Source organism: Variovorax sp. OK605 (assembly GCF_900115445.1).
GTDB lineage: Bacteria > Pseudomonadota > Gammaproteobacteria > Burkholderiales > Burkholderiaceae_C > Variovorax.
On sequence record NZ_FOWL01000002.1, the window covers coordinates 215,086 to 237,707 of the forward strand.

22 protein-coding genes are annotated in these 22,622 nt (G+C 67.0%); 11 read left to right on the forward strand and 11 right to left on the reverse strand.

Going from position 1 to position 22,622, the window contains the following annotated elements; translation table 11 throughout:
* Positions 1-67: 67 nt before the first annotated feature.
* The 4 genes from BM013_RS05385 (at position 68) to BM013_RS05400 (ending at position 5,858) form a co-directional block, all read left to right on the forward strand.
* Positions 68-2,854: a tannase/feruloyl esterase family alpha/beta hydrolase gene (locus BM013_RS05385; protein ID WP_093123812.1), complete on the forward strand. Its 2,787-nt coding sequence runs from the start codon at positions 68-70 to the stop codon at positions 2,852-2,854.
* A 68-nt stretch (positions 2,855-2,922) separates the two neighbouring features.
* Complete coding sequence (locus BM013_RS05390) at positions 2,923-4,230, forward strand: alpha/beta hydrolase (protein WP_256221398.1); 1,308 nt, start codon at positions 2,923-2,925, stop codon at positions 4,228-4,230.
* Positions 4,231-4,272: 42 nt separating this feature from the next.
* On the forward strand, positions 4,273-5,259 hold the full coding sequence (locus tag BM013_RS05395) for a tripartite tricarboxylate transporter substrate-binding protein (RefSeq protein ID WP_093123818.1): 987 nt from the start codon (positions 4,273-4,275) through the stop codon (positions 5,257-5,259).
* A 155-nt stretch (positions 5,260-5,414) separates the two neighbouring features.
* Entirely contained in the window at positions 5,415-5,858 is a 444-nt protein-coding gene (locus BM013_RS05400) for a helix-turn-helix domain-containing protein (RefSeq protein ID WP_093125154.1), read from the forward strand.
* A 134-nt stretch (positions 5,859-5,992) separates the two neighbouring features.
* Here the strand turns inward: BM013_RS05400 and BM013_RS05405 are convergent, their stop codons facing one another.
* The 5 genes from BM013_RS05405 to BM013_RS05425 all read right to left on the reverse strand — a co-directional run bounded on the left by BM013_RS05405 (position 5,993) and on the right by BM013_RS05425 (position 11,343).
* The gene (locus tag BM013_RS05405) at positions 5,993-6,895 is read right to left on the reverse strand and encodes an EcsC family protein (protein WP_093125156.1); all 903 of its coding nucleotides are present in this window, start codon (positions 6,893-6,895) and stop codon (positions 5,993-5,995) included.
* Between the two features lie 90 nt (positions 6,896-6,985).
* Entirely contained in the window at positions 6,986-7,576 is a 591-nt protein-coding gene (locus BM013_RS05410) for a hypothetical protein (protein WP_093123820.1), read from the reverse strand.
* A 76-nt stretch (positions 7,577-7,652) separates the two neighbouring features.
* Positions 7,653-9,002 carry an MFS family transporter gene (locus BM013_RS05415; protein ID WP_093123822.1) on the reverse strand — a complete coding sequence of 450 codons (1,350 nt, stop codon included), beginning with the start codon at positions 9,000-9,002 and terminating at the stop codon, positions 7,653-7,655.
* A 109-nt stretch (positions 9,003-9,111) separates the two neighbouring features.
* Positions 9,112-10,269 carry an alpha-hydroxy acid oxidase gene (locus BM013_RS05420; protein WP_093123825.1) on the reverse strand — a complete coding sequence of 386 codons (1,158 nt, stop codon included), beginning with the start codon at positions 10,267-10,269 and terminating at the stop codon, positions 9,112-9,114.
* A gap of 189 nt (positions 10,270-10,458) precedes the next feature.
* Positions 10,459-11,343, reverse strand: coding sequence for a LysR substrate-binding domain-containing protein (locus tag BM013_RS05425; RefSeq protein ID WP_093123828.1), 885 nt, complete (start codon positions 11,341-11,343; stop codon positions 10,459-10,461).
* Positions 11,344-11,462: 119 nt separating this feature from the next.
* Here BM013_RS05425 and BM013_RS05430 point away from each other — a divergent pair, with 119 nt between their 5' ends.
* Entirely contained in the window at positions 11,463-13,124 is a 1,662-nt protein-coding gene (locus BM013_RS05430; RefSeq protein WP_093123830.1) for an L-lactate permease, read from the forward strand.
* 22 nt (positions 13,125-13,146) lie between these two features.
* Here the strand turns inward: BM013_RS05430 and BM013_RS05435 are convergent, their stop codons facing one another.
* On the reverse strand, positions 13,147-13,740 hold the full coding sequence (locus tag BM013_RS05435; RefSeq protein ID WP_093123832.1) for a TetR/AcrR family transcriptional regulator: 594 nt from the start codon (positions 13,738-13,740) through the stop codon (positions 13,147-13,149).
* Positions 13,741-13,849: 109 nt separating this feature from the next.
* Between BM013_RS05435 and BM013_RS05440 the strand changes: the two genes are divergently transcribed.
* Both BM013_RS05440 and cynS read left to right on the forward strand, forming a co-directional pair.
* Positions 13,850-14,275, forward strand: a complete 426-nt coding sequence (locus BM013_RS05440; protein ID WP_093123835.1) for a nuclear transport factor 2 family protein — start codon at positions 13,850-13,852, stop codon at positions 14,273-14,275.
* A gap of 65 nt (positions 14,276-14,340) precedes the next feature.
* Positions 14,341-14,784 carry a cyanase gene (cynS, locus tag BM013_RS05445; RefSeq protein WP_093123838.1) on the forward strand — a complete coding sequence of 148 codons (444 nt, stop codon included), beginning with the start codon at positions 14,341-14,343 and terminating at the stop codon, positions 14,782-14,784.
* On the opposite strand, the gene BM013_RS05450 is transcribed toward cynS, so the two are convergent.
* The gene (locus BM013_RS05450) at positions 14,778-15,536 is read right to left on the reverse strand and encodes an SDR family oxidoreductase (protein WP_093123840.1); all 759 of its coding nucleotides are present in this window, start codon (positions 15,534-15,536) and stop codon (positions 14,778-14,780) included. The genes cynS and BM013_RS05450 overlap by 7 nt on opposite strands.
* 181 nt (positions 15,537-15,717) lie before the next feature.
* Positions 15,718-16,089 carry an Atu4866 domain-containing protein gene (locus tag BM013_RS05455; RefSeq protein WP_093123842.1) on the reverse strand — a complete coding sequence of 124 codons (372 nt, stop codon included), beginning with the start codon at positions 16,087-16,089 and terminating at the stop codon, positions 15,718-15,720.
* 114 nt (positions 16,090-16,203) lie between these two features.
* On the opposite strand from BM013_RS05455, the gene BM013_RS05460 reads away from it, so the two are divergent.
* From BM013_RS05460 to BM013_RS05470, 3 genes are read left to right on the forward strand one after another with little or no spacing between them, the layout of a single operon-like run.
* The gene (locus BM013_RS05460; protein WP_143098232.1) at positions 16,204-17,955 is read left to right on the forward strand and encodes a hypothetical protein; all 1,752 of its coding nucleotides are present in this window, start codon (positions 16,204-16,206) and stop codon (positions 17,953-17,955) included.
* 38 nt (positions 17,956-17,993) lie between these two features.
* Positions 17,994-18,554, forward strand: a complete 561-nt coding sequence (locus BM013_RS05465) for a nucleoside 2-deoxyribosyltransferase (RefSeq protein WP_093123847.1) — start codon at positions 17,994-17,996, stop codon at positions 18,552-18,554.
* A gap of 56 nt (positions 18,555-18,610) precedes the next feature.
* The gene (locus BM013_RS05470) at positions 18,611-19,483 is read left to right on the forward strand and encodes an alpha/beta hydrolase (RefSeq protein ID WP_093123850.1); all 873 of its coding nucleotides are present in this window, start codon (positions 18,611-18,613) and stop codon (positions 19,481-19,483) included.
* A 66-nt stretch (positions 19,484-19,549) separates the two neighbouring features.
* Here the strand turns inward: BM013_RS05470 and BM013_RS05475 are convergent, their stop codons facing one another.
* Together BM013_RS05475 and BM013_RS05480 are read right to left on the reverse strand one after the other, a co-directional pair.
* Entirely contained in the window at positions 19,550-19,969 is a 420-nt protein-coding gene (locus BM013_RS05475; RefSeq protein WP_143098233.1) for a hypothetical protein, read from the reverse strand.
* 43 nt (positions 19,970-20,012) lie between these two features.
* Entirely contained in the window at positions 20,013-21,026 is a 1,014-nt protein-coding gene (locus BM013_RS05480) for an AraC family transcriptional regulator (protein WP_093123855.1), read from the reverse strand.
* Positions 21,027-21,267: 241 nt separating this feature from the next.
* Here BM013_RS05480 and BM013_RS05485 point away from each other — a divergent pair, with 241 nt between their 5' ends.
* Entirely contained in the window at positions 21,268-22,242 is a 975-nt protein-coding gene (locus BM013_RS05485; protein WP_093123857.1) for a helix-turn-helix transcriptional regulator, read from the forward strand.
* A 36-nt stretch (positions 22,243-22,278) separates the two neighbouring features.
* Here BM013_RS05485 and BM013_RS05490 read toward each other — a convergent pair whose 3' ends face one another.
* The gene (locus BM013_RS05490; protein ID WP_093123859.1) at positions 22,279-22,611 is read right to left on the reverse strand and encodes a DUF1161 domain-containing protein; all 333 of its coding nucleotides are present in this window, start codon (positions 22,609-22,611) and stop codon (positions 22,279-22,281) included.
* Between the last annotated feature and the right edge of the window lie 11 nt (positions 22,612-22,622).

Below are 22,622 nucleotides of genomic sequence, written 5' to 3' on the forward strand. Positions count from 1 at the left end.
TGAATCTATCGTCCGCCCGCCCATTGGAAAAAGCGGCCCATCGAGGCCGCATCAAGGAGACAAACCCATGCGCACACCGCGCCCTGCATCGATGGTTCGCGCCTGCCGCTGGTTCGGCATGGCGCTCGGCATTCCAATGGTCCTGGCCGCCTGTGGCGGGGGCGGTGGCAGCGGCGGCGTAGGGGAAGGAGGAGCCGTCTTCCTGTCGGCCACGCCTTCCGGCAGCGGCAACTCGCCCGACAAGGTGCTCGACACCCCGGTCGACGACACCGTGCAACCCGTCGTCCCCTGCGCCGCTCTCGCGGGCAGGAACCTGCCGGCTTCGCTGATCAGCCTGCCCACGCAGGGCGCCACCGTCGTCAGCGCCACGCCCGTGACCGCGGGCGAGCCCGGCAACCTGCTGGGCAACTACTGCCGCGTGCGCGGCACCATCCAGCCGGTCGACCCTTCTGCCCAGGCCATCGCATTCGCGCTCAACCTGCCCGAAAAATGGAACCGGAAGACCATCCACTTCGGCGGCGGCGGCTTCAACGGGAAGCTGATCGACGGCACCGAAGTGGTCCGCTTCGGCCCCGCCGACCAGCCCGCGCCGCTCGCGCTGGGCTACGCCACCTATGGCAGCGACTCGGGCCACAAGTCCGGCATCACCGACGCCAAGTTCGCGGCCAACGACGAGCAGCTCGCCAACTACGCCGGCCAGTCGCTCAAGAAGACGCGCGACGTGGCGCAGGCACTGGTGTTCGCGCGCTATGCGGTCAAGCCCAAGCACGCCTACTTTCTCGGCACCTCCACCGGCGGGCGCGATGCGCTCAGCTACATCCAGCGCTGGCCACTGGACTACGACGGCGTGATCGCCAACGAGCCCGCGCTCAACTACACCGGCACCCGCCTGTCGAACGTGGCGGTGGGGCGCGCGCTCTACGCCGACGAGGGCAAGGGCTGGCTGAACGTGCCCAAGACCCTGCTGGTGCAGGCAAGGGTGAAGGAGGCCTGCGACAAGCTCGACGGCGTGGTCGACAACATCGTGAGCAACGTCGAGAAATGCCGCCAGCTCAACCAGCAGATCCTGGAGTCGCTGCGCTGCCCTGGCGGCATTGCCATGACCGGTAAAAAGGCCGACACCTGCCTGTCGGAGGCGCAACTGAACACCCTGCGAACGATCGAATCGCCGCTGGACTTCACCACCTATTCGCTCGCCAACGGCGTGAAGCGCGCGGGCGGCTACAACATCCTCGAGGGCACGCTCGTGGCCCCGCCGGCCGTCGACCTGGAGAAGGAACCGCGCAACCTCGGCGATCGCAAGACGCCGGGCAACCCCGCCACCCTGGACGACGCCAACATGTACGTCACAGGCGACCAGTGGGTGAAGTACTTCGTCACGCGCATCGCGACGTTCGACACGCTGACCTTCGATCCGCTGAACCTCGGCAGCTATGCCGCGCGGGTGACGGAGCTCTCGAACCTCACCGACGCGACCAACCCGAACCTCGCGCCGTTCTTCGCGCACGGCGGCCGGCTCATCCTGCTGCACGGGCTGGCCGACGAAGTGATCAGCCCGAACTCGACCATCGACTACTACAAGCAGCTCATTGCCACGCTCGGCCAGGCCGCGGTCGACAAGAACGTGCGCTTCTACACCGTGCCCGGCATGGGCCATGGCACCGGCACCTTCATCCCCGGCTGGGATTCTCTCGCGGCGCTCGAAGGCTGGGTCGACGGCGGCCTTGCGCCGGAGACCGGCACGGCGGTCGATGCGGTGGTCGCCACCGCGGGGCGCTCGCGGCCGCTGTGCCGGTTCCCGTCGTGGCCCCGATACCGCGGCCGCGGCAGCCAGGATGCGATCGTCAACTACAGCTGCGGCGACCCGGTCTGCAGCAACCTGCCCGCGTCCGTGGCGACCTACAAGGGCGGCAACGCCCTGGGCGAGGAGCTGCGCGTGCAGATCGACCGGGCCACCATGACCTATGCCGTGACCTTCGTCGCCACCGTGGGCGGCACGGCCCGCGCACCGCGCACGGGTTCGCTGGTCGAGGAGGGCAGTTGCAGCTACACGAGCGCGGAGAACGGCGCGATCTTCACCTTCGGGGCCGGCGGCGTGCTGTCGGGCGGCGTGAACGTGCCGGGCAACGGACGCTTCACGCCGCTGCTGGCTTTCGAGAAAACGCTCGGTGACGAACTCGAGGCGGGGAAATTGCCGAGCGATGTCGCGAAAGCTGCGGACTCATTCAATGCGGCGGGGGTGCTGCAGCGCGACAAGGGCGCGACCAGCTACAGGTCGACGGGCAAGCTGCGCGACGTGGGCACCTTCCAGTACTGCGCCGATGAGAAGAACGGCGGCTTCATGGCCTACGACGCTGCATGCAAGCCCGCAGAGAAGGGCTACATCACCTACAACACCACCCGCAGGTCGTTCGACGTCTTCACCACGCCGGCGACCGACAAGGCCGATACGGTCGGCGGCACGCTCAGCGGCTCGATGGTGATCGGGATGGTCAACGATGCCGCAGTGCCGCTGCACCTGATACCCAAGGCCTTCACCCCGGTCGCCGGCACGGAGATGGTCAAGGGCCTGCGTGTCCTGGCCCCGCTGCGCTTTGTGCCAGGCTCGTCCGACGGCAGCTACGCGATGCTGAGCGCGAACGGGGAGAACCACGATGCCATCGTCTCGGGCAAGACGTTCTACCTGGGCGATGCGACCGCAGCCTTGAGCTACAAGGCACAGCCGCTGGACGCGGTGGCGCAGGCCGATGCGGGTCGACCCGGCGAACTGATTTTCAACCGCGGCGTTCTTGTGTTCGTTTCCACAGCACCCCAAGGAGCGAACGCAGCGCTCGAATTCGGAGTACGTCATTGAAAAAACCACTTTCACACCTTTCGCACCTTTCGCACCTTGCCGTATTCGCCTTGCTCAGCGCGGCGCCGATGTTGTCCGCGCACGCCGCACCGGCCACCGCGCCGAAGCCCGCGACCTGCCCGTCCCCCGTGCCCGAGGCCGCGCGCTGCTACACCGGTGAAGACGGCAGCGGCGCGCTCTACTGGATCGCCATTCCGAAGGACTGGTCCAGGGATGGCAAGGGTGTGCTCGTCATGCACGCCCACGGCGGCCCCGAGAGCGGCCCGCCCAAGCTCGAGCGCAGCGAGGAAGACCTGAAGCGCTGGGCCGTGACCGTGAAGGCCGGCTACGCCTGGGCCGGTTCCACCTACCGCCGCGGCGGCTACGGCGTGACCATGGCCGCGGAAGACACCGAGCGCCTGCGCCAGGTCTTCGTGCGCTACTTCGGCCAGCCGCGGCGCACGCTGCTGCACGGGCAGAGCTACGGCGCGGGCGTGGCGGCGAAGGCGGCCGAGCTGTACGCCCCCGCGGGCGGTGCAAAGAGCCCGTACGACGGCCTCATGCTCACCAGCGGCGTGCTCGGCGGCGGCAACAGCGCCTACGACTTCCGGCTCGACCTGCGCGTGGTCTACCAGTACGTCTGCCACAACCATCCGCGCCCCGACGAGCCGCAGTACCCGCTGTGGATGGGCCTGCCGCTCGATGCGAAGCTCTCGCGCGCCGAGCTCGCCGCGCGCGTCAAGGAATGCACCGGCGTCGGCCTGCCCGCCGCGCAGCGCACGCCCGAGCAGGCGGCCCGCCTGAAGACCATCCTGTCGGTCGTGAAGATCCAGGAGCGCTCGCTGCTCGGCCACCTCGGCTGGGCGACCTGGCTGTTCCAGGACCTCGTGCAGAAGCGCCTGGGCGGGCGCAACCCCTTCGGCAACATCGGCGTGGTGTATGCCGGCTCGGCCGACGATGCGGCACTCAATGCCGGCGTGGCGCGCTACGCGGCCGACCCGCAGGCCAAGGGCGCCCTCGCCGCAGACAGCCAGCCCACCGGCCGCACCGCGCTGCCCACCGTGGGCCTGCACGCCATCGACGACCCGACGGCCTTCGTCGAGCTCGAGAACTCCTACCGCCGCATCCGCGACGCGGCCGGCACCGGCGAGCTGCTGGTGCAGAGCTTCAGCACCGAACACGAGCACAGCTATCTGAGCGATTCGGAATACCCCGCGCTCTTTGCCTCGCTGCTCGACTGGGTCGACAAGGGCGAGAAGCCCACGCCCGAAGGCCTCGCGCAACGCTGCAAGGCGCTGATGCCGCGCTTCGACACCGACGGCAAGAACGGCTGCCACATCAAGCCCGGGTGGCAGCCGCCCGCACTCGAAACCCGCGTGCCTTCGCGCGCACCCTGATTCCATCCTGCCTTCAACCCTACGGAAAATTACGGAGACTCCATGAAGAAACTGTTCGCCCTCGCAGCCGTCGCCGCTGCAGCCATGGGCGCCGCCTGCGCGCAGGCCCAGGACTTCCCGGGCAGCAAGCCCGTCACCATCGTCGTGCCGTTCGCGGCCGGCGGCCCGACCGACCGCGTGGCGCGCGACCTGGCCGAGGCGCTGCGCAAGCCGCTGGGCGGCAACACCGTCATCATCGACAACGTGCCCGGCGCGGGCAGCTCCATCGGCGCGGCCAAGGTGGCGCGCGCCGCACCCGACGGCTACACGCTGCTGCTGAACCACATCGCGATGGCCACCGTGCCCAGCCTGGTGCGCAACGTGCCGTTCAAGGTCGAGACCGACTTCGAGTACCTGGGCATCGTCAACGACGTGCCCATGACGCTCATCTCCAAGCCCGGCATTCCCGCCAGCAACTACAAGGAACTGGCCGGCTGGATCGCCGCCAACAAGGGCAAGATCAACATCGGCAATGCGGGCGTGGGCTCGGCCTCGCACCTGTGCGGCCTGCTGTACCAGAGCGCCACCAAAACCGAGATGACGCCCGTGCCCTACAAGGGCACGGCGCCCGCCATCACCGACCTGATCGGCGGGCAGATCGACTTGCTGTGCGACCAGACCACCAACACCACGCCGCAGATCCAGGCCGGCAAGGTGAAGGCCTTTGCAGTGACCACGCCCAAGCGGCTCGCGCTGCCGATGCTGAAGGACCTGCCTACGCTCGACGAAGCAGGGCTGAAGAACTTCCAGGTGACGATCTGGCACGGCCTCTATGCGCCCAAGGGCACGCCCGCGCCGGTGCTGAAGAAGCTGAACGACGCCATGAAGGCGGCGCTCAAAGACCCGGACTTCATTCACCGCGAGGAACTGCTCGGCGCCGTGGTGGCCACCGACGGCCGCATCGAACCCGCGGGCCACAAGAAGTTCGTGATCGACGAAATCGCCAAGTGGACGCCGATCATCAAGGCGGCCGGCGTGTACGCCGACTGAGCCGCGCAGCCCATCGTCGACAGTTCGCGCGCGGGCTTGCAAGAAGGCTCGCGCGCGAAATGCATGGCCTCTTTGTAATCAAAAGATTCAAATTTGATGGCGGGGCAATTCAGTATTCTTTTCGGATGTTTACATTTGCTGGGCACAATGCCGGCATGCCAAACATTGCGTCAATCCTTAAGTCTGAAATCTCGCGTGTCGCCCGCAAGGAAGTCCGCGCTGAAATCGAAACCCTCAAGAAAGCCTCCGTGCACCACCGCACGGCCATCGCGGCATTGCGCCGTCAGGTGAGCGCGCTGGAAAAGGAACTGCGCAACGTGGCCAAGGGCAGCGCCCGCAGTGCACGTGCCTCGAGCGCATCCGACGAATCGGGCGACGGTGAAACGAAGCGACGCTTCAGCGCGGGCCGTCTGGCTTCGCACCGCACCAAGTTGGGTATTTCCGCGGCGTCTTACGGCAAGCTGGTGGGCGTGTCGGGGCAGACGATCTACCACTGGGAGCAGGGCAAGGCGCGGCCGAGGGCCGCGCAATTGGAAAGCCTGGCTTCCGTGCGGGGGCTGGGGAAAGTGGAAGTGGCGCAGCGGTTGGGGACTGAATAAGCAGCGCCCAATGGTTGGCCGTGCGGCCTTTGGTTTGGCCTTTTGGTTTGAGCGCTTCATGAAATGGAGCGGCTCTTTCACCAATTCCACACGCCTGCTTTCGTTACGGCCGATTTGCCGGCGGCACGGTGCGGCTACGCTGCTTTTTTCAGATCCACGTCGGGGAACTCGGCATCGAATGTTTCCGCCGGCTTCACCGCCGCATCGATGACATTGGCGCCGTGCTTCTGGGCGAGGAAGCGTTCGCGGTAGAGCTGGTATGCCGCGTCACATACCTTTGAAGTGAAGTACGCATTGAAACCGCCGCCGACCGCGGCACCGACCACGGGAATGGCCTGGGCAAGTTTCGCTTTGGTCAAACGGATGCCGAGTGCTTTGGCGATCTCCTGGACCAGCTTCACGAAGACGTTCTTTTCCAACTCATTCCACGTGACTTTCTTTGCCACGTCCTGGGCCAGCCGGACCAGCTGAGACATTGCAAGGGCTTTGGATGCATCGGTCGGCGAAGAAGCGAATCCCAGCGTGTTCAGTGCAAACAGCCGTTCTTCCTGGCGTGTCGTGTCAAACCCGTAGTACGCCGCGTATTCGCCCACTGCGCGCAGATTGAGTGCGATCAACGCTGGGATATCGACGACCAGACCCACCGCACCTGCTGCCCCCGCGCTCGCGCCTTCGGCGGCGGCGATGCCTTTGTACTTCGCCGCGAGCCAGCCGACGACCTTGTCGACATCTTTCAGAGGCAGATCGGCGATATCCGCATGTGATTTGACGCCCTCGTGTCCGGCCTTGCGAAACTCTTCAAAGATGGCTTCTGGCCGAACGCTCCACTGAGCGGCATCGTTGCAAAGGGTGGTCAGTCCTTGAACGGACTTCTTGATGACCGTGCCCACGCCCGGTGTATCGAGCAAGAAGTCTCCCGCCTTGTCCAACGGTCGGTTGAGCAACTGCAACTTCTTGCCCAACCATCCGACCGATGGATGCTTCCAGTCATGGATTTGCTTCAGCGCAAGAAGGTCGTAAGCGGGGAGATTGGACATGGTCAGCACTGAAATCAGCGTTGGTAAAAATTGAAACGTGTTCTCACGCGGAACTCACGCGTTCGGCCTTGATGAAGCGCCGGTGGCTGCTTACTCGTCACCCACGAGTTCCCCGCGATACGCCTCCATCGGCCCCTTCACCGCGGCACTCACCTGCTCGGCAAATTCCTTCACCGGCGCCCACTTGTGCCCCCGTCCATCGAGCGACAGGTCATAGGCCCGCTGCAGGTGCGCCAGCAGCTTGCGCGACGAAGCCTGTGCCACGAGCAGCGCGTCGATCGCGCGCTGCGTGTCGAAGCGCAGATGGTCGACGGTTGCCAATGCCGACGTGATGCCTTCGGCTTCGAGGGAAAGGTGCAGCAGGTCGAGTGCGCTCTCGTCGGCGTGCGACTTGACCTTCTCCGCCATCTTGTAGACGGCGTCGATCAGCAGCAGCGCGCTCTGGTGCTGCGAACGGCGCGCCGCGGCGGTCGCTTCGACCTGGCGCAGTATCTCGAGCCGGTGCTGCCGCTGCACGGCCCACAGCCCCAGCGCGATGGCGGCGATGGCGCCGAAGGCCTGCGCCCAGGCGGCCCAGTCCCCGGGCGTCACGGGCGGGTAGGCCGCGAAGATGCCGATCAACGTGCCGCAGATGAGTACGGCGGCGCCATACACCGCCGCGCTTTCCAGCTTTGACTTCATGCCTCGATCCTTTGAGGCCGGAAGTATCTCCGCCACCCGGGCGTTTGAATTGCCCGAACAGAGGGGCTTAACCCGCTCAGTGGTCGTGATGCAGGTAGCTGGCCTGGCGCGGCAGCCGCAGGCTGACCAGGAACGCGATGACCATCATGGCGCTCACGTACCAGAAGAACGCCGACTCGTGCCCCAGCGACTTCAGGCCCAGCGCCACGTACTCCGCCGAGCCGCCGAAGATGGCATTGGCCACGGCATAGGCCAGCCCCACGCCCAGCGCGCGCACTTCGGGCGGGAACATCTCGGCCTTCACGATGCCGCTGATCGAGGTGTAGAAGCTCACGATGGCCAGCGCCACGATGATGAGCACGAAGGCCAGCACGGGACTGGTGGTGTGCTGCAAGGCCGTGAGGATGGGCACGGTGGCCAGCGTCCCCAGGCCGCCGAACAGCAGCATGTTGTTGCGCCGCCCGATGCGGTCCGACAAGGCACCGAACACCGGCTGCATGCACATGTAGACGAACAGCGCGCCGGTCATCACGTAGCTCGCGGTCTTGATCGGCAGGTGCACGGTGTTCACCAGGTACTTCTGCATGTAGGTGGTGAAGGTGTAGAAGATCAGCGAGCCGCCGGCCGTGTAGCCCAGCACAGTCAGAAAGGCGGGCGTGTGGTGCTTGAAGAGCCCGGCCATGCTGCCGGCTTCCTTGTTGGCCTTGGCCTCTGCTGTCTGGGTCTCATGCAGCGTGCGGCGCAGCAGCAGCGCCACCACGGCGGCGATGGCGCCGATGACGAACGGAATGCGCCAGCCCCAGGCCTTGAGTTCGGACTCGGTCAGCAGCTGTTCGAGCACCACGATGACCAGCACCGCGAGCAGCTGCCCGCCGATGAGCGTCACATACTGGAACGACGAGAAGAAGCCGCGCTGGCCGCGCAGCGCCACCTCGCTCATGTAGGTGGCGGTGGTGCCGTATTCGCCGACCACCGACAGGCCCTGGAACAGGCGGCACATCAGCAGCAGAAAGGGCGCCCACGCGCCGATCTGCGCGTAGGTCGGCAAGAAGGCGATGACCAGCGAGCCGCCGCACATCATGGTGACCGAGATGAGCATCGAGGTCTTGCGCCCGAGCCGGTCGGCCACGCGGCCGAAGAGCCAGCCGCCGATGGGCCGCATGAGAAAGCCCGCCGCGAACACGCCGGCGGTGTTCAGCAGCTGCGCGGTGGGGTCCGACTTGGGGAAGAAGGCCGGCGCGAAGTACAGCGCCGAGAACGCATACACGTAGAAGTCGAACCACTCGACCAGGTTGCCCGACGAGGCCGCCATGATCGCGAAGACGCGGTGGCGTTTTTCTTCGGCGGTGTAGTGCGGCGCAGACTCCGGCTGCGTGAGGGACGAGGAGGCCGCTGGGCCTCCCGAAGTCGGCGTGACTGCGCTCATGGTGCCTTCTTGTGCCGTGCGGCAATGTTGTTGTTGCCAAAACATTCTGCGCCGCCACAAGGGTGCGGCGTGTCAGCCGGCACCGCATCAGCCTACCTCCGAAGGGGCCTTAGAAGGTGCCCGGAAGGAGGATGCTCGAGTCGACCTCGTCGATCTGCGTGCGGCCGCAGAAGGCCATGGTGATGTCGAGTTCCTTGCGGATGATTTCCAGCGCGCGCGTCACGCCCTCTTGCCCGTGGGCGCCCAGGCCGTACAGAAAGCTGCGGCCGATGAGCGTGCCGCGCGCGCCCAGTGCGCGGGCCTTGAGCACGTCCTGCCCGCTGCGGATGCCGCCGTCCATCCACACCTCGATCTCGGTGCCCACGGCATCGACGATGGCGGGCAGCGCCGCGATGGAAGAGGGCGCGCCGTCGAGCTGGCGCCCGCCGTGGTTCGACACTATGAGCGCGTCGGCGCCGCTGGAGGCCGCGAGGCGCGCGTCTTCCACGTCCATCACGCCCTTCAGGATGAGCTTGCCGCCCCAGAGCTTCTTGATCCACTCCACGTCGGCCCAGCTCAGCGCGGGGTCGAACTGCTCGGCGGTCCACGACGACAGCGACGACAGGTCCTTCACACCCTTGGCGTGGCCCGCGATGTTGCCGAAGGTGCGGCGCTTGGTGCCCAGCATGCCCATGCACCAGCGCGGCTTGGTGGCCAGGTCGATGAGGTTCTTCAGCGTGGGCTTGGGCGGCGCGGTGAGGCCGTTCTTGATGTCCTTGTGGCGCTGGCCAAGAATCTGCAGGTCGAGCGTGAGCTGCAGCGCGGTCACGTTGGCGGCCTTGGCGCGTTCGATCAGGCGCTCGATGAAGTCGCGGTCCTTCATGACGTACAGCTGGAACCAGAACGGGTGGCGGTCGGTGTTCTCGGCGATGTCCTCCAGCGAGCAGATGCTCATGGTGGACAGCGTGAACGGAATGCCGAAGGCCTTGGCCGCGCGGGCGCCGAGGATCTCGCCGTCGGCGTGCTGCATGCCGGTGAGGCCGGTGGGCGCAATGGCCACGGGCATGGCGGTTTCCTGGCCGACCATGGTGGTGCGCAGCGAGCGGCCTTCCATGTTCACGGCCACGCGCTGGCGCAGCTTGATCTTCTGGAAGTCGCTTTCGTTGGCGCGGTAGGTACCCTCGGTCCAGGCGCCGGAGTCGGCGTAGTCGTAGAACATCTTGGGCACGCGGCGCTTGGCGATCACCCGCAGGTCTTCGATGCTGGTGATCTTGGAAAGGTCGGACACGGGCTTGTCTCCTGGCTGGTCTTGGTGGGAAGGCGGGGGCGAACCGGCCATTATCCGCAGGCACCTTCGGCGGCCATCTGAAAAAAGCCTGGCCGGCAACTGAAATAAATTCAGTCCAGCCGATCGGTGACTGGCCGGTCACTGACCGGTCCCCGATCGGCCCCTCATCGGCCCCTTATCGGTCCCCGGTCAATCACGCAGCGCCTCGCGCAGCCACTCCACGAAGGTCGCGCACTCCCATCGCTCCATGGCCCCCGGCCGCCAGCACAGGAAGTAGGCGTTGGGCGAGGGCACGCTGCGCGGCGACAGCCGCACCAGCCGGCCGTTGTCCAGCCAGGCGCTGCCCAGGCGCAGGTGCATCAGCACCACGCCGAAGTCTTCGGCCGCCGCGTCGAGCGCCAGTCCCAGGTCGTTGAACTGGTGGCCCGTGGCCGGCTCTGGCAGGCCCACGCCGCAGGCCTTGAACCAGGTGCGCCACGACTCCAGCGGCGTGCGCAGCAACTGCGCGCGCGACACCTCGGCGTCGGTGGCGAAGCCGTCGAACGGGCCGTGGCGCCGCAGGTAGGCCGGGCTGCACACCGGCGAGACCTCGTCGGCCAGCAGCTGGAAAGACTCGCGGTCGTGAAACGGCCCGGTGCCGAAGCGCAGCTCGATGTCGGCCTCTTCCACCGTGGTGTTGCGCACCGGCGCGGTCACCTGCAGCATGAGCTCGATGTTCGGGTAGGCGTCGCGAAAGCGCGCGAGCCGCGGCAGCAGCATCTGCCGCGAGAAGGTGGGCGTGACGGCCACGCGCAGCCGGCGCACCTGCGAGGCGGGCTCGCGCCCGGGCACTTGCTGCAGCGCCGCAATGGCTTCGCGCACGCGGGCCAGGTAGGCCATGCCGTCGGCGCTCAGGCTGAAGTCGCTGCCCGCGAAGAACTTCAGGCCCAGCAGCAGCTCGAGCTGGCGGATGCGGTGGCTCACCGCGCTGGGCGTCACGCTGAGCTCCTCGGCGGCCAGGTTCACGCTGCGCAGCCGCGCGACGGCCTCGAAGGCCTGCAGGCCCTGGGTCGAGGGGAGACGCGGAGAAACCATCTTTTGTTGGCGAAAGTAGCGGGGTAGGATGGTATCGAACGCTCTCGGTCTCTCGTGGCGGACTCTCATTGCCTCGGGTCACCGGCTCAAAAAGATTCCAACAAAGAGGAGACAAGCGCATGGTCTGGCAACAGGTTTACAACCCGTTCGGCAACATGATCGTATCGACGGCCCTGGCCGCGATACCGGTGGTGGTGATGCTGGTGTCTCTGGGGCTGCTTCACGTCAAGGCGCACTACGCGGCGGGGCTGGGCCTCCTGAGCGCGGTGGCCATCGCGGTGTTCGCCTTCGGCATGCCGGCCGACATGGCGGGCAAGGCGGCCTTCCTGGGGGGCATCACCGGCTTGCTGCCCATCGGCTGGATCGTGCTGAACATCATCTTCCTGCAGCAGCTCACGCAGCAGAACGGCAGCTTCCAGGTGCTGCAGGATTCCATCGCGGGCATCACCGAAGACCGGCGCCTGCAGCTGTTGCTCATCGCCTTCGCGTTCGGTGCGTTCTTCGAGGGGGCGGCGGGCTTCGGCACGCCGGTGGCGGTCACGGCGGCCATCCTCATCGGGCTGGGCTTCTCGCCGCTCGCGGCCTCGGGGCTCTCGCTCATCGCCAACACGGCGCCGGTGGCCTTCGGCGCGCTGGGCACGCCGGTCATCACGCTGGCCAAGGTGCACGGCTACGACCTCATGGCGGTCACCGCGATGATCGGGCGGCAGCTGCCGTTCTTCTCGCTGCTGGTGCCGTTCTGGCTCATCTGGGCCTTCGCGGGGCGCAAGGGAATGATGGAGGTGTGGCCCGCCATTCTGGTGACGGGCGTGTCGTTCGCCGTTCCGCAGTTCCTGGTGTCGAACTTCATCGGGCCGGAGCTGGTGGACATCATCGCGGCCATCGTGTCGATGGTGTGCCTGGTGCTGTTCCTGCGCGTGTGGAAGCCGAAGAAGATCTGGACCTCGGTGTCGCTCAAGGGGCACGAGGCCGACGGCGGCGAGGCCGGCCCGGCCACCGCGCCCGCGAAGCACCCGAGCGCCGCCGTCATCCGCGCGTGGACGCCGTGGCTCATCCTCACCGTGTTCGTGTTCATCTGGGGCCTGCCCACGGTGAAGACCTGGCTCAACGGCATCTTCGCGCCGAGCTTCCCCATCGACGGGCTGCACAACATGATCGAGAAAGTGGCGCCGGTGGTGCCCAAGCCCACGAAGGAGGGCGCGGTGTACCAGCTGCTGCTGCTCTCGGCCACGGGCACCGGCATCCTGCTGTCGGCCATCGTGGGCGGGCTGGTCATGAAGTACAACCCGGTGCAACTCGTGGCCGCCTACGGCCGCACGCTGTGGCTGGTGAAGTTCTCGCTGCTCACCATCATGCTGATGCTCGCGCTGGGCACGCTCACGCGCTACTCGGGCCTGGACACCACGCTGGGCCTGGCCTTTGCCAACACCGGCATGTTCTATCCGTTCTTCGGCACGCTGATGGGCTGGCTGGGCGTGGCGCTCACGGGGTCCGACACCGCATCGAACGTGCTCTTCGGCGGCATGCAGAAGGTGGCGGCCGACCAGCTCGGCCTGAGCCCCAACCTCATGGGCGCGGCCAACAGCTCGGGCGGCGTGATGGGCAAGATGATCGATGCGCAGTCGATCGTGGTGGCCTCCACCGCCACGCGCTGGTTCAATCACGAAGGCGAAATTCTTCGCTACGTGTTCTTCCACTCGATCGCGCTGGCCTGCCTGGTGGGCTTCTACGTGACCTTGCAGGCCTATGTGTGGCCGTTCACGCTGATGGTGGTGAAGTAGCCACCCACGACGCCGACGTTGTTCACGCCGACAACGTCGCCCCCAGCGCCTGAAGCAGCCGGCGCAGGTCGTCCACCGCCTCCTGCGCCTGCGCGCCGCCCATCTGCGCCTTGACGATGGCACCGTCCACGCCCAGCCCGGCCGCCTGCGCAATGGCCATGCGCCGCGATCCGTCGAGCCGCTCCGGCAGCAGGCCGGCAATGACCTCGACCATCTCGCGCTTGTGCTCGCGCGCGATGTCGCTCGCGCCGGCCACGCTCGCACCCACTTCGACCACTGAATTGATGAACGCGCAGCCGCGAAACACCGGATCCGAGAACCACTCGGCCATGGCGTCGGCCAGCACCGGCAGCGCCTGCGCGTCGCCGATGCGCTGCTGCGCGCCGCGCCGTCCCAGCGCATCGACGAACCACGCCATCCACAGGCCGTGGCGGTGCTCGAGAAAGGCGCGCACCAGGTCGTCCTTCGACGGGAAGTGCCGATAGAACGTGACCTTGGTGACGCCCGATGCCGCAATCACGCGGTCGACTCCGGTGGCGCGAATGCCGTCGGCATAGAAGAGGTCGTGCGCGGTGAGCAGGATGCGCTCGCGCGCGGGCAGGGTGGAGATGTCCATGCCGCGATTGTAGGCATGTAGACAGACCTGTCTACATGTGGCACATTGCGGCGCATTCCCCGAACTGCTCCGGCGTTTCACCGTTTCCCCACTTCACCGAAAGACCCTCATGGAATCCCGTCCCCCGCTGCCGCCCTTCACCCTCGAGTCGGCCCTGAAGAAAGTCCAGGCCGCCGAAGACGCCTGGAACTCGCGCGACCCCGTGCGCGTGAGCCTGGCCTACACGCCCGACACCGAGTGGCGCAACCGCGCCGACTTCGTCAACGGCCGCGAGCAGGTGGTCGAGTTCCTGTCGCGCAAGTGGGTGCGCGAGCTCGACTACCGCTTGAAGAAGGAGCTGTGGGCGTTCATGGACAACCGCATCGCGGTGCGCTTCGAGTACGAGTGGCACGACGACGCGGGCCAGTGGTACCGCAGCCATGGCAACGAGAACTGGGAGTTCGCCGAGAACGGCCTGATGCAGCGGCGCTTCGCGAGCATCAACGACCAGCCCATCGCGGAGGCCGGCCGCAAGTTCCACTGGGCGCGCGGCTGAGCCATGCGGCACGCACCGAATGGGCACAGCAGTTGCTTGGCTGAGCCCTTTCAACAGGAGACCGCATGAACCGCAACGACGTCACCGAGAAGATCATCACCGTCAAGGTGAGCAAGGGCATCCAGTGGGCCGACGTGGCCAGGAAGGTCGGCCTCTCCAAGGAGTGGACCACCGCCGCCTGCCTGGGCCAGATGACGCTCGACGACAAGCAGGCCAAGGTCATCGGCAAGATCTTCGGCCTCACGGCGGAGGAGCAGAAGTGGCTGCAGGTGGTGCCCTACAAGGGCTCGCTGCCCACGCCCGTGCCGACCGACCCGCTCATCTACCGCTGGTACGAGGTGGTGAGCGTGTACGGCACCACCATCAAGGAGCTGATCCATGAGGAGTTCGGCGACGGCATCATGAGCGCCATCGACTTCAGCATGGACATCCAGCGCCAGGCCGACCCCAAGGGCGACCGCGTCAACGTGGTGCTGTCGGGCAAGTTCCTGCCCTACAAGACCTACTGAACGTACTCGGTGGGGTGCGGCCGGTGCCTGGGCGACGGGCGCACCGCGCCTGCTGTGATGCCGTAGCCCTCGATGGCCCCGGCGATCGAACGGGCCACCGCATCCACCGGCATCGCGAGGCGGCGGTTCGTGCGCATGCGCTCGCGGCAGTAGCTGGCCGCGATGCGTTCGGCCAGCGGATCGCTCGGGCCGTTCACGTCGGGGCTCACCACCGTCACGTGCAGCCGGCCGGCATGCTCCTGGCGCAGGCCTTCGGAGATCGCGTTCACCGCGTACTGCGTGCCGTGGTACACGGCCGAGCTCGGCAGCACGCCCTGCATGGCCACCGGCGCCACGTTCACGATGTGGCCCCAGCCCTGCTCCTGCATCGCCGGCAGCACGGCCGCAATGCCGAGCAGCACGCCGCGCAGGTTCACGTCGATCATGAGTTCCCACTCCTCGACCTTGCGGTTCCACAGCGGCGACATCGGCATCACCCCCGCGGCGTTCACCAGCACGTCGATCTGCTCGTGCGTCTCGAGGGCGAACTCGGCAAAGGCCTCCATGTCGGGGCGGTGCGTCACGTCGAGCCGCTGGAAGCTCGCGGTGCCGCCGGTGGCTTCGATCTCGGCCACCAGCGCCGCGAGCCGGTCGGTGCGCCGTGCACCCAGCACCACCTTGGCACCGCGCCGCGCAAGCAGCCGCGCGGTCGCTTCGCCGATGCCGCTGCTCGCGCCGGTGATGAGAACGACTTTTTCCTGGATTGCGCTCATTTGAAAACTCCTCGTGCTGGTCGGTTGCCGTGGGGCGCACACAGAAGAGGGTGCACCGGGCATGGAAAGAAGTGTCTCGCGCCAGGGGCTCGAAGCGGTATCCGGATCGAACGGGGTTTTTGCCTGATCCTGCAAAAGGTGCGGTCGGCCGGCGCTGCCGATCGGCGCGCATCAACGCGAATCAGCGCGGGTGAGTGCTTTCGGTTTCGCGGTAGAGCACCATGCCGGCGTGGTGCAGCACGCCGTCGCGAAAGTCGCCGTCGGCGGTGAAGCCGGTGTCGTCGACGTAGTCGATGTGGTTGCCGGTGAGCATGTAGCGGCCCTGGTAGGCGCTCTGGCGCGTGCCGCGCGCTTCGTCGTAGCGGCCACCGGCAAGCAGCTCGTGGCGAATATGACCGTCTCGTGTCACCCACATGCCGACGCAGCGGTTGGGGTCGTTCAGCAGCCGGGGCTGATGCGCCTGGGCATGCGACGGCCCCGGCGGGATGGCGAGGGACAGCGACAGCGTGGAGATCGCGGCGAGCGCGCCGCGGCGGTGTGCGGTGGTGTTCATGGGAGCGCCTGGGTTCGTGAATGGAGCGTCCATTCTTGAAAAAGGCGCGGGCGGGGCGTTAGCCGCTTCGTGCGAGTTTCTTGCCTGATTCCCCGGCGGTGACTGGCCGACGCTGTGATTCAATTCCTCGGTCTGAACCTCTTCTTGAAATCCATGGTTGCTCGATTGACTCTGCACCGCCGGGGCGTGCTTGCATGGCCGTTGGCCGCGTTCTTGAGGATCTCTAGCGCAGCACCCGCAACGCCCGGCTCACCGGAAAATGAGGTGGCTGCCCTGGCACGGGAAGCCGCCAGCTTTGCCGATGCCGACCTGCGCCGGCTGATCTGGCGGTTTTGCATTTTTGATATTCCAGAGGCATCCGCGCTGCTCGACAGGCTCTATCCACCTTCGCTGTCAGGCGCTGAAGCAATGCAGCGCGACAACCTTCGTGCCAGCTTGCGAGCGGCGGCCCTCGTGCGAAAGGCCTTGCAAAAGCCATCGGCCGCGGCGGACCTTTCGCCCGGAGCCCTCGGGCTGTCCGATGGGGCATCGGCTGCCTCGCCGCAGGCAATGCCTGTCCTGCTGAAAGTCCTAGAGCAACTGGACGACCTGCAGATGGGCCCCTCGGGCTTCTGGGCCGAGCCCTCGCCAGCGAGCGAGCGCGCGAGCAGGTCGCTTGAGCCGAGCACGCCGAGGAAGCCCAACGCCACGCGCGCTGCGATCGTGCAGCTCATGAAGACGAGCGTGGAAACCAGTGTGCTGCAACGCCAACAGAACCTGTATGCGGTGCAGATCGCCAATTTCGCGGCACAGCTCGGCGAAGTGGCGTTGACCAGAACGGCGCTGAAGGCGGCGGCCTTCAACTGGACCTTTTACAAGGGGCCTCCTGCCGACCTCGCCAACGACATGAGCTATGCGGGTCTGACTTACCTCACGGTCGGCGATCTGGAAGGTGCGATCGGCATGCTGGACGCACTGCCCGACTTCCGGATCAAGTTTTCGCTCTGGAGCGGTGTCGTCATGCTCGAGATCAAGCAGAAGGGCGCTGCCGTCGGCTTCAAGAGGCTGCGCGTGCTCGAAGCTGCAACGATCGCTCAACTCGCAGGCGATGAGGTCACGGCCGTGAATGCCATCACCACGCTTGCAGCGATTCGACGATCCGCCGGCGACGATCAGGGCGCTCTCGACCTGGCTCGACGAGCGGTTGTGCAGTTCGACGCGCAAGCATCGCGTGGACTCTATGGCTTTGCCATGCTGTCCGTCCTCTTCCATGATCTCGGTGATCGCGATGCTGCCCGCGCGCTGTGCCTTCGCGGCCACGAACTCTACCGATCTGCACCAAAGGCCGAGGCGGCTCGGGGCAAGAGTGAGAACCCCTTGCCTGCCGGTTACGTTCAAAGCGGTCCCGCGTTCCAGTCCGACCATTGCTATCTGGCGTTTGCTGCCTATTGGTCGGGCTTGGGCGAGATCTTTGCGGATATCGCGGCGAAGGTGCCGCCTGAAAACCGCGAGGTGTTCTGGATCTGGTTCGTGCTGCTGGCCACCGACCTTTCGAAGGCAAGCCCTGCCGATGAGGCGGCGGTGCGCGGCGGCGGCGCGGGCGTCTGGACGACAGTGATTCGGCGGTCCCTCGTCCTGGGAAAAAATGCGCAGGCAGCGTCCCTGTTACCAGAAGCAATAGAAGCGGTCGCAAGTTCGAACGACCCTCGCCGGTTCATCGACCTCGGCTCGATGGCCACGTTGGCCAGACGAAAGCAACTTCCCCGGTTTGCGGACCAGGCATTCGCGCGTGCGAAACAGTCGGCCGGGCAAATCGCCATTCCATTCGCTCGCGTAGACGCGTTGCTGAGCCTGGCTGTAGCAAAGCGCAATGCGGAGCGCCGCTGAGCCTTGAGTCGACCCGGGAAATCGATGATGCTCCGTCGATGGTCGAAGCTCCCGAAATTCCGTCGCGTCCGCGCATCTACCTGGCCGGCCCGGACGTCTTCCGTCCCGACGCCAGAGACCATTTCGTCCGGCTCGCCGCCGCTTGCGATGCGGTCGGCCTCGCAGCCCTGCTGCCCGCCGACGGCAACGAAGACACGACTTCCGACACGCCCGAGAAGCGGATCTACGAAGCCAACATGCAGCGCCTTCGCGGTGCCGACGGTGTCGTCGCCAACCTCGCCTGCTTCAGGGGCCTGGAGCCCGATTCCGGCACGGTGTTCGAAGTCGGCGCGGCCATTGCGCTGGCCATTCCCGTGGTGGCCTACGGCGTGGCGGAGGGCAGCTATGCGGACCGCGCGCAGGCGGCGCTGGCATGCGAGAAGGACGCGAACGGCGTGCTGCGCGAAAGCGGCACCGGCATCGCGGTCGAAGACTTCGGCCAGCAGCTGAACCTCATGCTGGCCTGCTCGATCCAGATCGAGCCGACGCCTGAAGCGGCGTTGAAGGCGATGGCCGGGCTGCTGGCCGCGCGCCGCGCACCCCAAGCAGGAAAGCCCTGACCCCCGCTCCAGCCGGCACCGCCTAGGATGGCAGTCCCTTTCCACTGGAGCACCGCATGCAGATCACCGAGACGCACTTCGACCTCAGCGCCAACGACGGCGTCACGGTGGAGGCCCATCGCTGGCAGGGCGCGACGCAGCGGGCCGTCATCCAGCTGGCGCACGGCATGGGCGAGCATTCGCTGCGCTATCGGCATCTGGCGCAGGCGCTGGTGCAGGCCGGGTACGTCGTCTATTCGAACGAGCACCGCGGCCACGGCAAGGGCGCTTCGGCGCGCGGCGAACTGGGCGAGTTCGGCCCGCGCGGGTTCGCCGGGCTGGTGGACGACATGGCGCTGCTGAGCCGCCACGTGCGCGGCGTGCATCCGGGCCTGCCGCTGATCCTGCTCGGCCACAGCATGGGCTCCTTCGCCACGCAGTACTACCTCGTCAGGCACAGCGAACTGCTGTCGGGCGCGGTGCTCTCTGGCACCTCCGCGCTCGACCTGCTTGGCGCCGCCTTGCAGGGCGGTTTCAAGCTCGAGGACATGAACGCCGCGCTGCCCGACGTGCGCACGCCCTTCGACTGGCTCAGCCGCGACCCGGCACAGGTCGACGCTTATATTGCCGACCCGCTGTGTGGCTTCACGGTTTCGGCCGAAGGCATGGGCTCGATGTTCGCGAACCTTGCCGACCTGGCGCCCGCCGCGATGCAGAAACGCATCCGGCCCGAGCTGCCGCTGTACCTGTTCGTGGGCGACGAGGACCCGGTCAGCAACAAGGCCGAATGGTTCTATCCGCTGGTGCAGCGCTACCGCGAGGCGGGGCTGCGCGATGTGTCGTGCCACGTGTTCGGCGGTGCGCGGCACGAGACGCTGAACGAGACCAACCGCGACGAGGTCGAGGCGGTGCTGCTGGCTTGGATCGCGCGGGTGGTGGGGGCGAAGTAGGTTCCGGTCCGGCGGCTGCGGACGGTTCGAGGCTCAGGCGGCGCGCCGGGCATCGAGCCATGCGCCTCAGCGCTTGCGGTTCAGCGACTCGGCAAGGCCCGCGTTCATCTTCCGGAACTGCTCCACCACATCGTCGCAACCCTCCTTGCTCGCGCCGCAGAGCACGTGCATCCGGATGTCGATGGTTCCGTTTTCCTGGACCAGGCTCCGCTTGACGGCTGTGGGGTACACCGGGTGTTGGGGCGTCGCGATGGACCACAAGGTCATCTCGCTCGCGTCGTCGATCACCAACCAGTCGTTCTCTTCACGGATGTTCACGCCCGGCTTTGCCTGCAGGGCTTTCAAGGCAGCGTCCGGCGAGGCATAGCCGATGGCGCTTTCCTGGCTCGCCGGTGCACCGTCGGGCACCTCCTGCACCTGCTGCGCCTGCGCGCCGGACTGGCAAAGGATCGCCAGGCAAAGAAGAGGCAGGGCGCGACGCAACATCCGGGCGACTGTAGCCGGGTGCCGCATCCGGCGGCGGCTGCTCTCAGGCAGGCCTTGCCGACGACGCCCTGAACTCCTGCGGCGACACGTCGTACGCCCGGCGAAACGCCCGCGTGAAATCCGACGGGCTCTTGAACCCCACGCCGTACGCCACGTCCGTGACCATCATGTGCGGGTAGCGCGCGAGGTCGTCGGCCGCATGGCGCAGGCGCAGGTGGCGGATGTACGCGCCCAGGCCGCCTTCGTGCTGGAACAGCCGGTACAGGGTGGGGCGCGGCAGGTGCAGCGCGGCCAGCACCTGCTCGGGCGACAGGTCGGCGCGGTGCAGGTTGGCCTGCACGTAGCGCCGCACCTGGCCGAACATGGCCGCGCGCGCGGCGGCGCGCGCGTCGCCGCTCAGGCGGGCTTCCTTGCCGAAACCGGCCAGCAGCAGCTGCGCGCTCGAACGCACGGCGTTCTCGGCCATGAGGGCGCTCATGTGCGAGATGTCGCGGCCCAGCGCCTCGACCTGGGCCAGGGCCAGCCGCGCGAGTGGCGTGTGCTGCGGCATCACGCGGCCGTGGATGGCCTCGGGGTCGGGAAAGACTTCGTTCACCAGCGAGCCGGGCACGAAGAAGGTCAGCACCCGGCAGTCGTTGCGCTGCATGCGCACGGGTTGGCCCATGTCGAGCGCGATCACCTTGGCCGAATGGGGCGTTTCCTTTTGCCGGGCCGGCGAGCGCACGGTGACGCCTTCGACGTCGCCCTCCAGGAACACGTGGAAAGCGAAGTCGCGCACCTTGTCGGTGGAAATGCGCGCCAGCGAGCGCTCCAGCCGCATGGCGTCGGAGCGGCAGTCGGTGAAGACGACGTCGCCGATGTCGTAGCGGTCGATGGCTGCGTGAAACGGGCGGCCGCTGTCGTCGGGTACGGGCACGACGTCCATGACGTGGCCCACGCGGTCGCGCCAGGCCTGCAGCCGACGGGCCGGCGGCTCGTTCAGCACGCTGAAGTGGCTGTAGGGAAGACCGTTCGGGAGCGTGGAACGGACACCGGTTTCGAGGTCGCGCAAGCCCATCAAAGATGTTCAAAAAACGGCGTGAAGACCGTCAAAAAACCTACAAATAAGACAAAAGTGCCAAAAATTCCCGGAAATCTGGCGGATTCTCTCAAGAAGTGAGACGCACGGTCAAGGCCGTCCGGCGCGTGCACGCAATCTCCCTGCAGACGTGGCAGCAAGTCCACGCGTGCGCGGTTTGCCCTGGGCGAGTACCGGTCAATACGCAGCTTCACTTCATTCTTGAGGGGGCGAGACAGACATGTCCACGGGAAAGATCGGGCGGGTTGCCCTGCGGTTGGCAAGCCGCTATCGCACCAGCGCCGCCGGCGGGGCGGCGCTCGAAGGGCGGCCGCTGCGCTGGCTGGCGAAGGGCATCGCGGGGCGCGGCAAGATCTTCCGGCGCAGCCTGGGCGTGAAGCGCTGGGGTGCGCGGGCGCGGCTCGTGGCGCTGCGGGAACGCACGCGGCTCATCGACCAGATGTGCGTGCTCGGCGCGATGTACCCGGGCGACGGCGCGAGCCGCGCGAGCGTGTCGGTGAGCGCGGCAAGCCCGAGGATGCCGCTGTCGCCGGCGCTGCTGAAGCCGGAAGTCTTTCGCAAGAACAACACCATCGCGGCGCCGGGCGCGCAGCTGTACCGGGCGGCCCGCGCGATGCAGCCGGGCCACTGGAGCGCGCCGCCGCAAGCCGCCACACCCGGCAGCGCATTGCCCGCCGGCTTCCCCGCCTGGGAGCGCGACGCAGGCCTCGCGCACGCGCTCGGCGACGACGTGCTGCCGGCCGATTCGGCCGCGGCCGCGAGCATCGTGGGTTCGATGTTCTCCGACGCGAACGAGGTGGAGCTGGCCTTCCTGATGCGCCTGATCGCCGAAGGCGACTCGGCCACGGCCGCGCGCATTGCACGGCGCATCCTGGAGACGAAGCGCTCGTCCGGGGCCGAGCCGCCGGCCGAGGCCGCGGCCTCGGCGCCACCGAAGGCCAGGCGCGCGCGCGCGGCGGCGCCGGCGAGCCCGGAGCGCGGACGCGGTTCGCTGTCTCCGCGCGAACTCAAGGTGCTGCGCATGATTTCGCAAGGCCTGAGCAACCGCGAGATCGCCGAGACGAGCTACCGCTCGCTGCACACGGTCGATGCGCAGGTGAAGAACATCTACCGCAAGCTGGCGGTGAAGACGCGCGCACAGGCGGTGCGCGAGGCGATGCAACGGGGGCTGCTCAACCCCGAGGCCTGCAACTAGCCCCAGGTCGGCCCGGGCTGGCCCGGGCTGGCCGGGCTATTGCGGCTTGCGGCAATCGCCGCCGACGGACACTGTGCCGTCCTTGCATTCGGTGAGCATGGGCTCGCGCGACGGTGCCGGCGCGCCGCCCGCGTCCGGCCTCGGTTCTCCGACGCCTTTTTCGTAGACGACCTTCTTGCTGCCCAGCTCGCAGCTGCCCACCACCTGCCCGCTGGCCGGTGCGTTGGCATCGACCACGGACACGGTGAAGCGCGCCACGCCGGCGGCGGCGATCTTCGATTCGATCTGGGTGCGCAGGTCGTCGCAGCTTTGGGCGCCATGGGCGGCGCCGGCAACGGCCAGCACGGCGGGAATGAGCCAGGTTTTCATGGGGGGCCTGC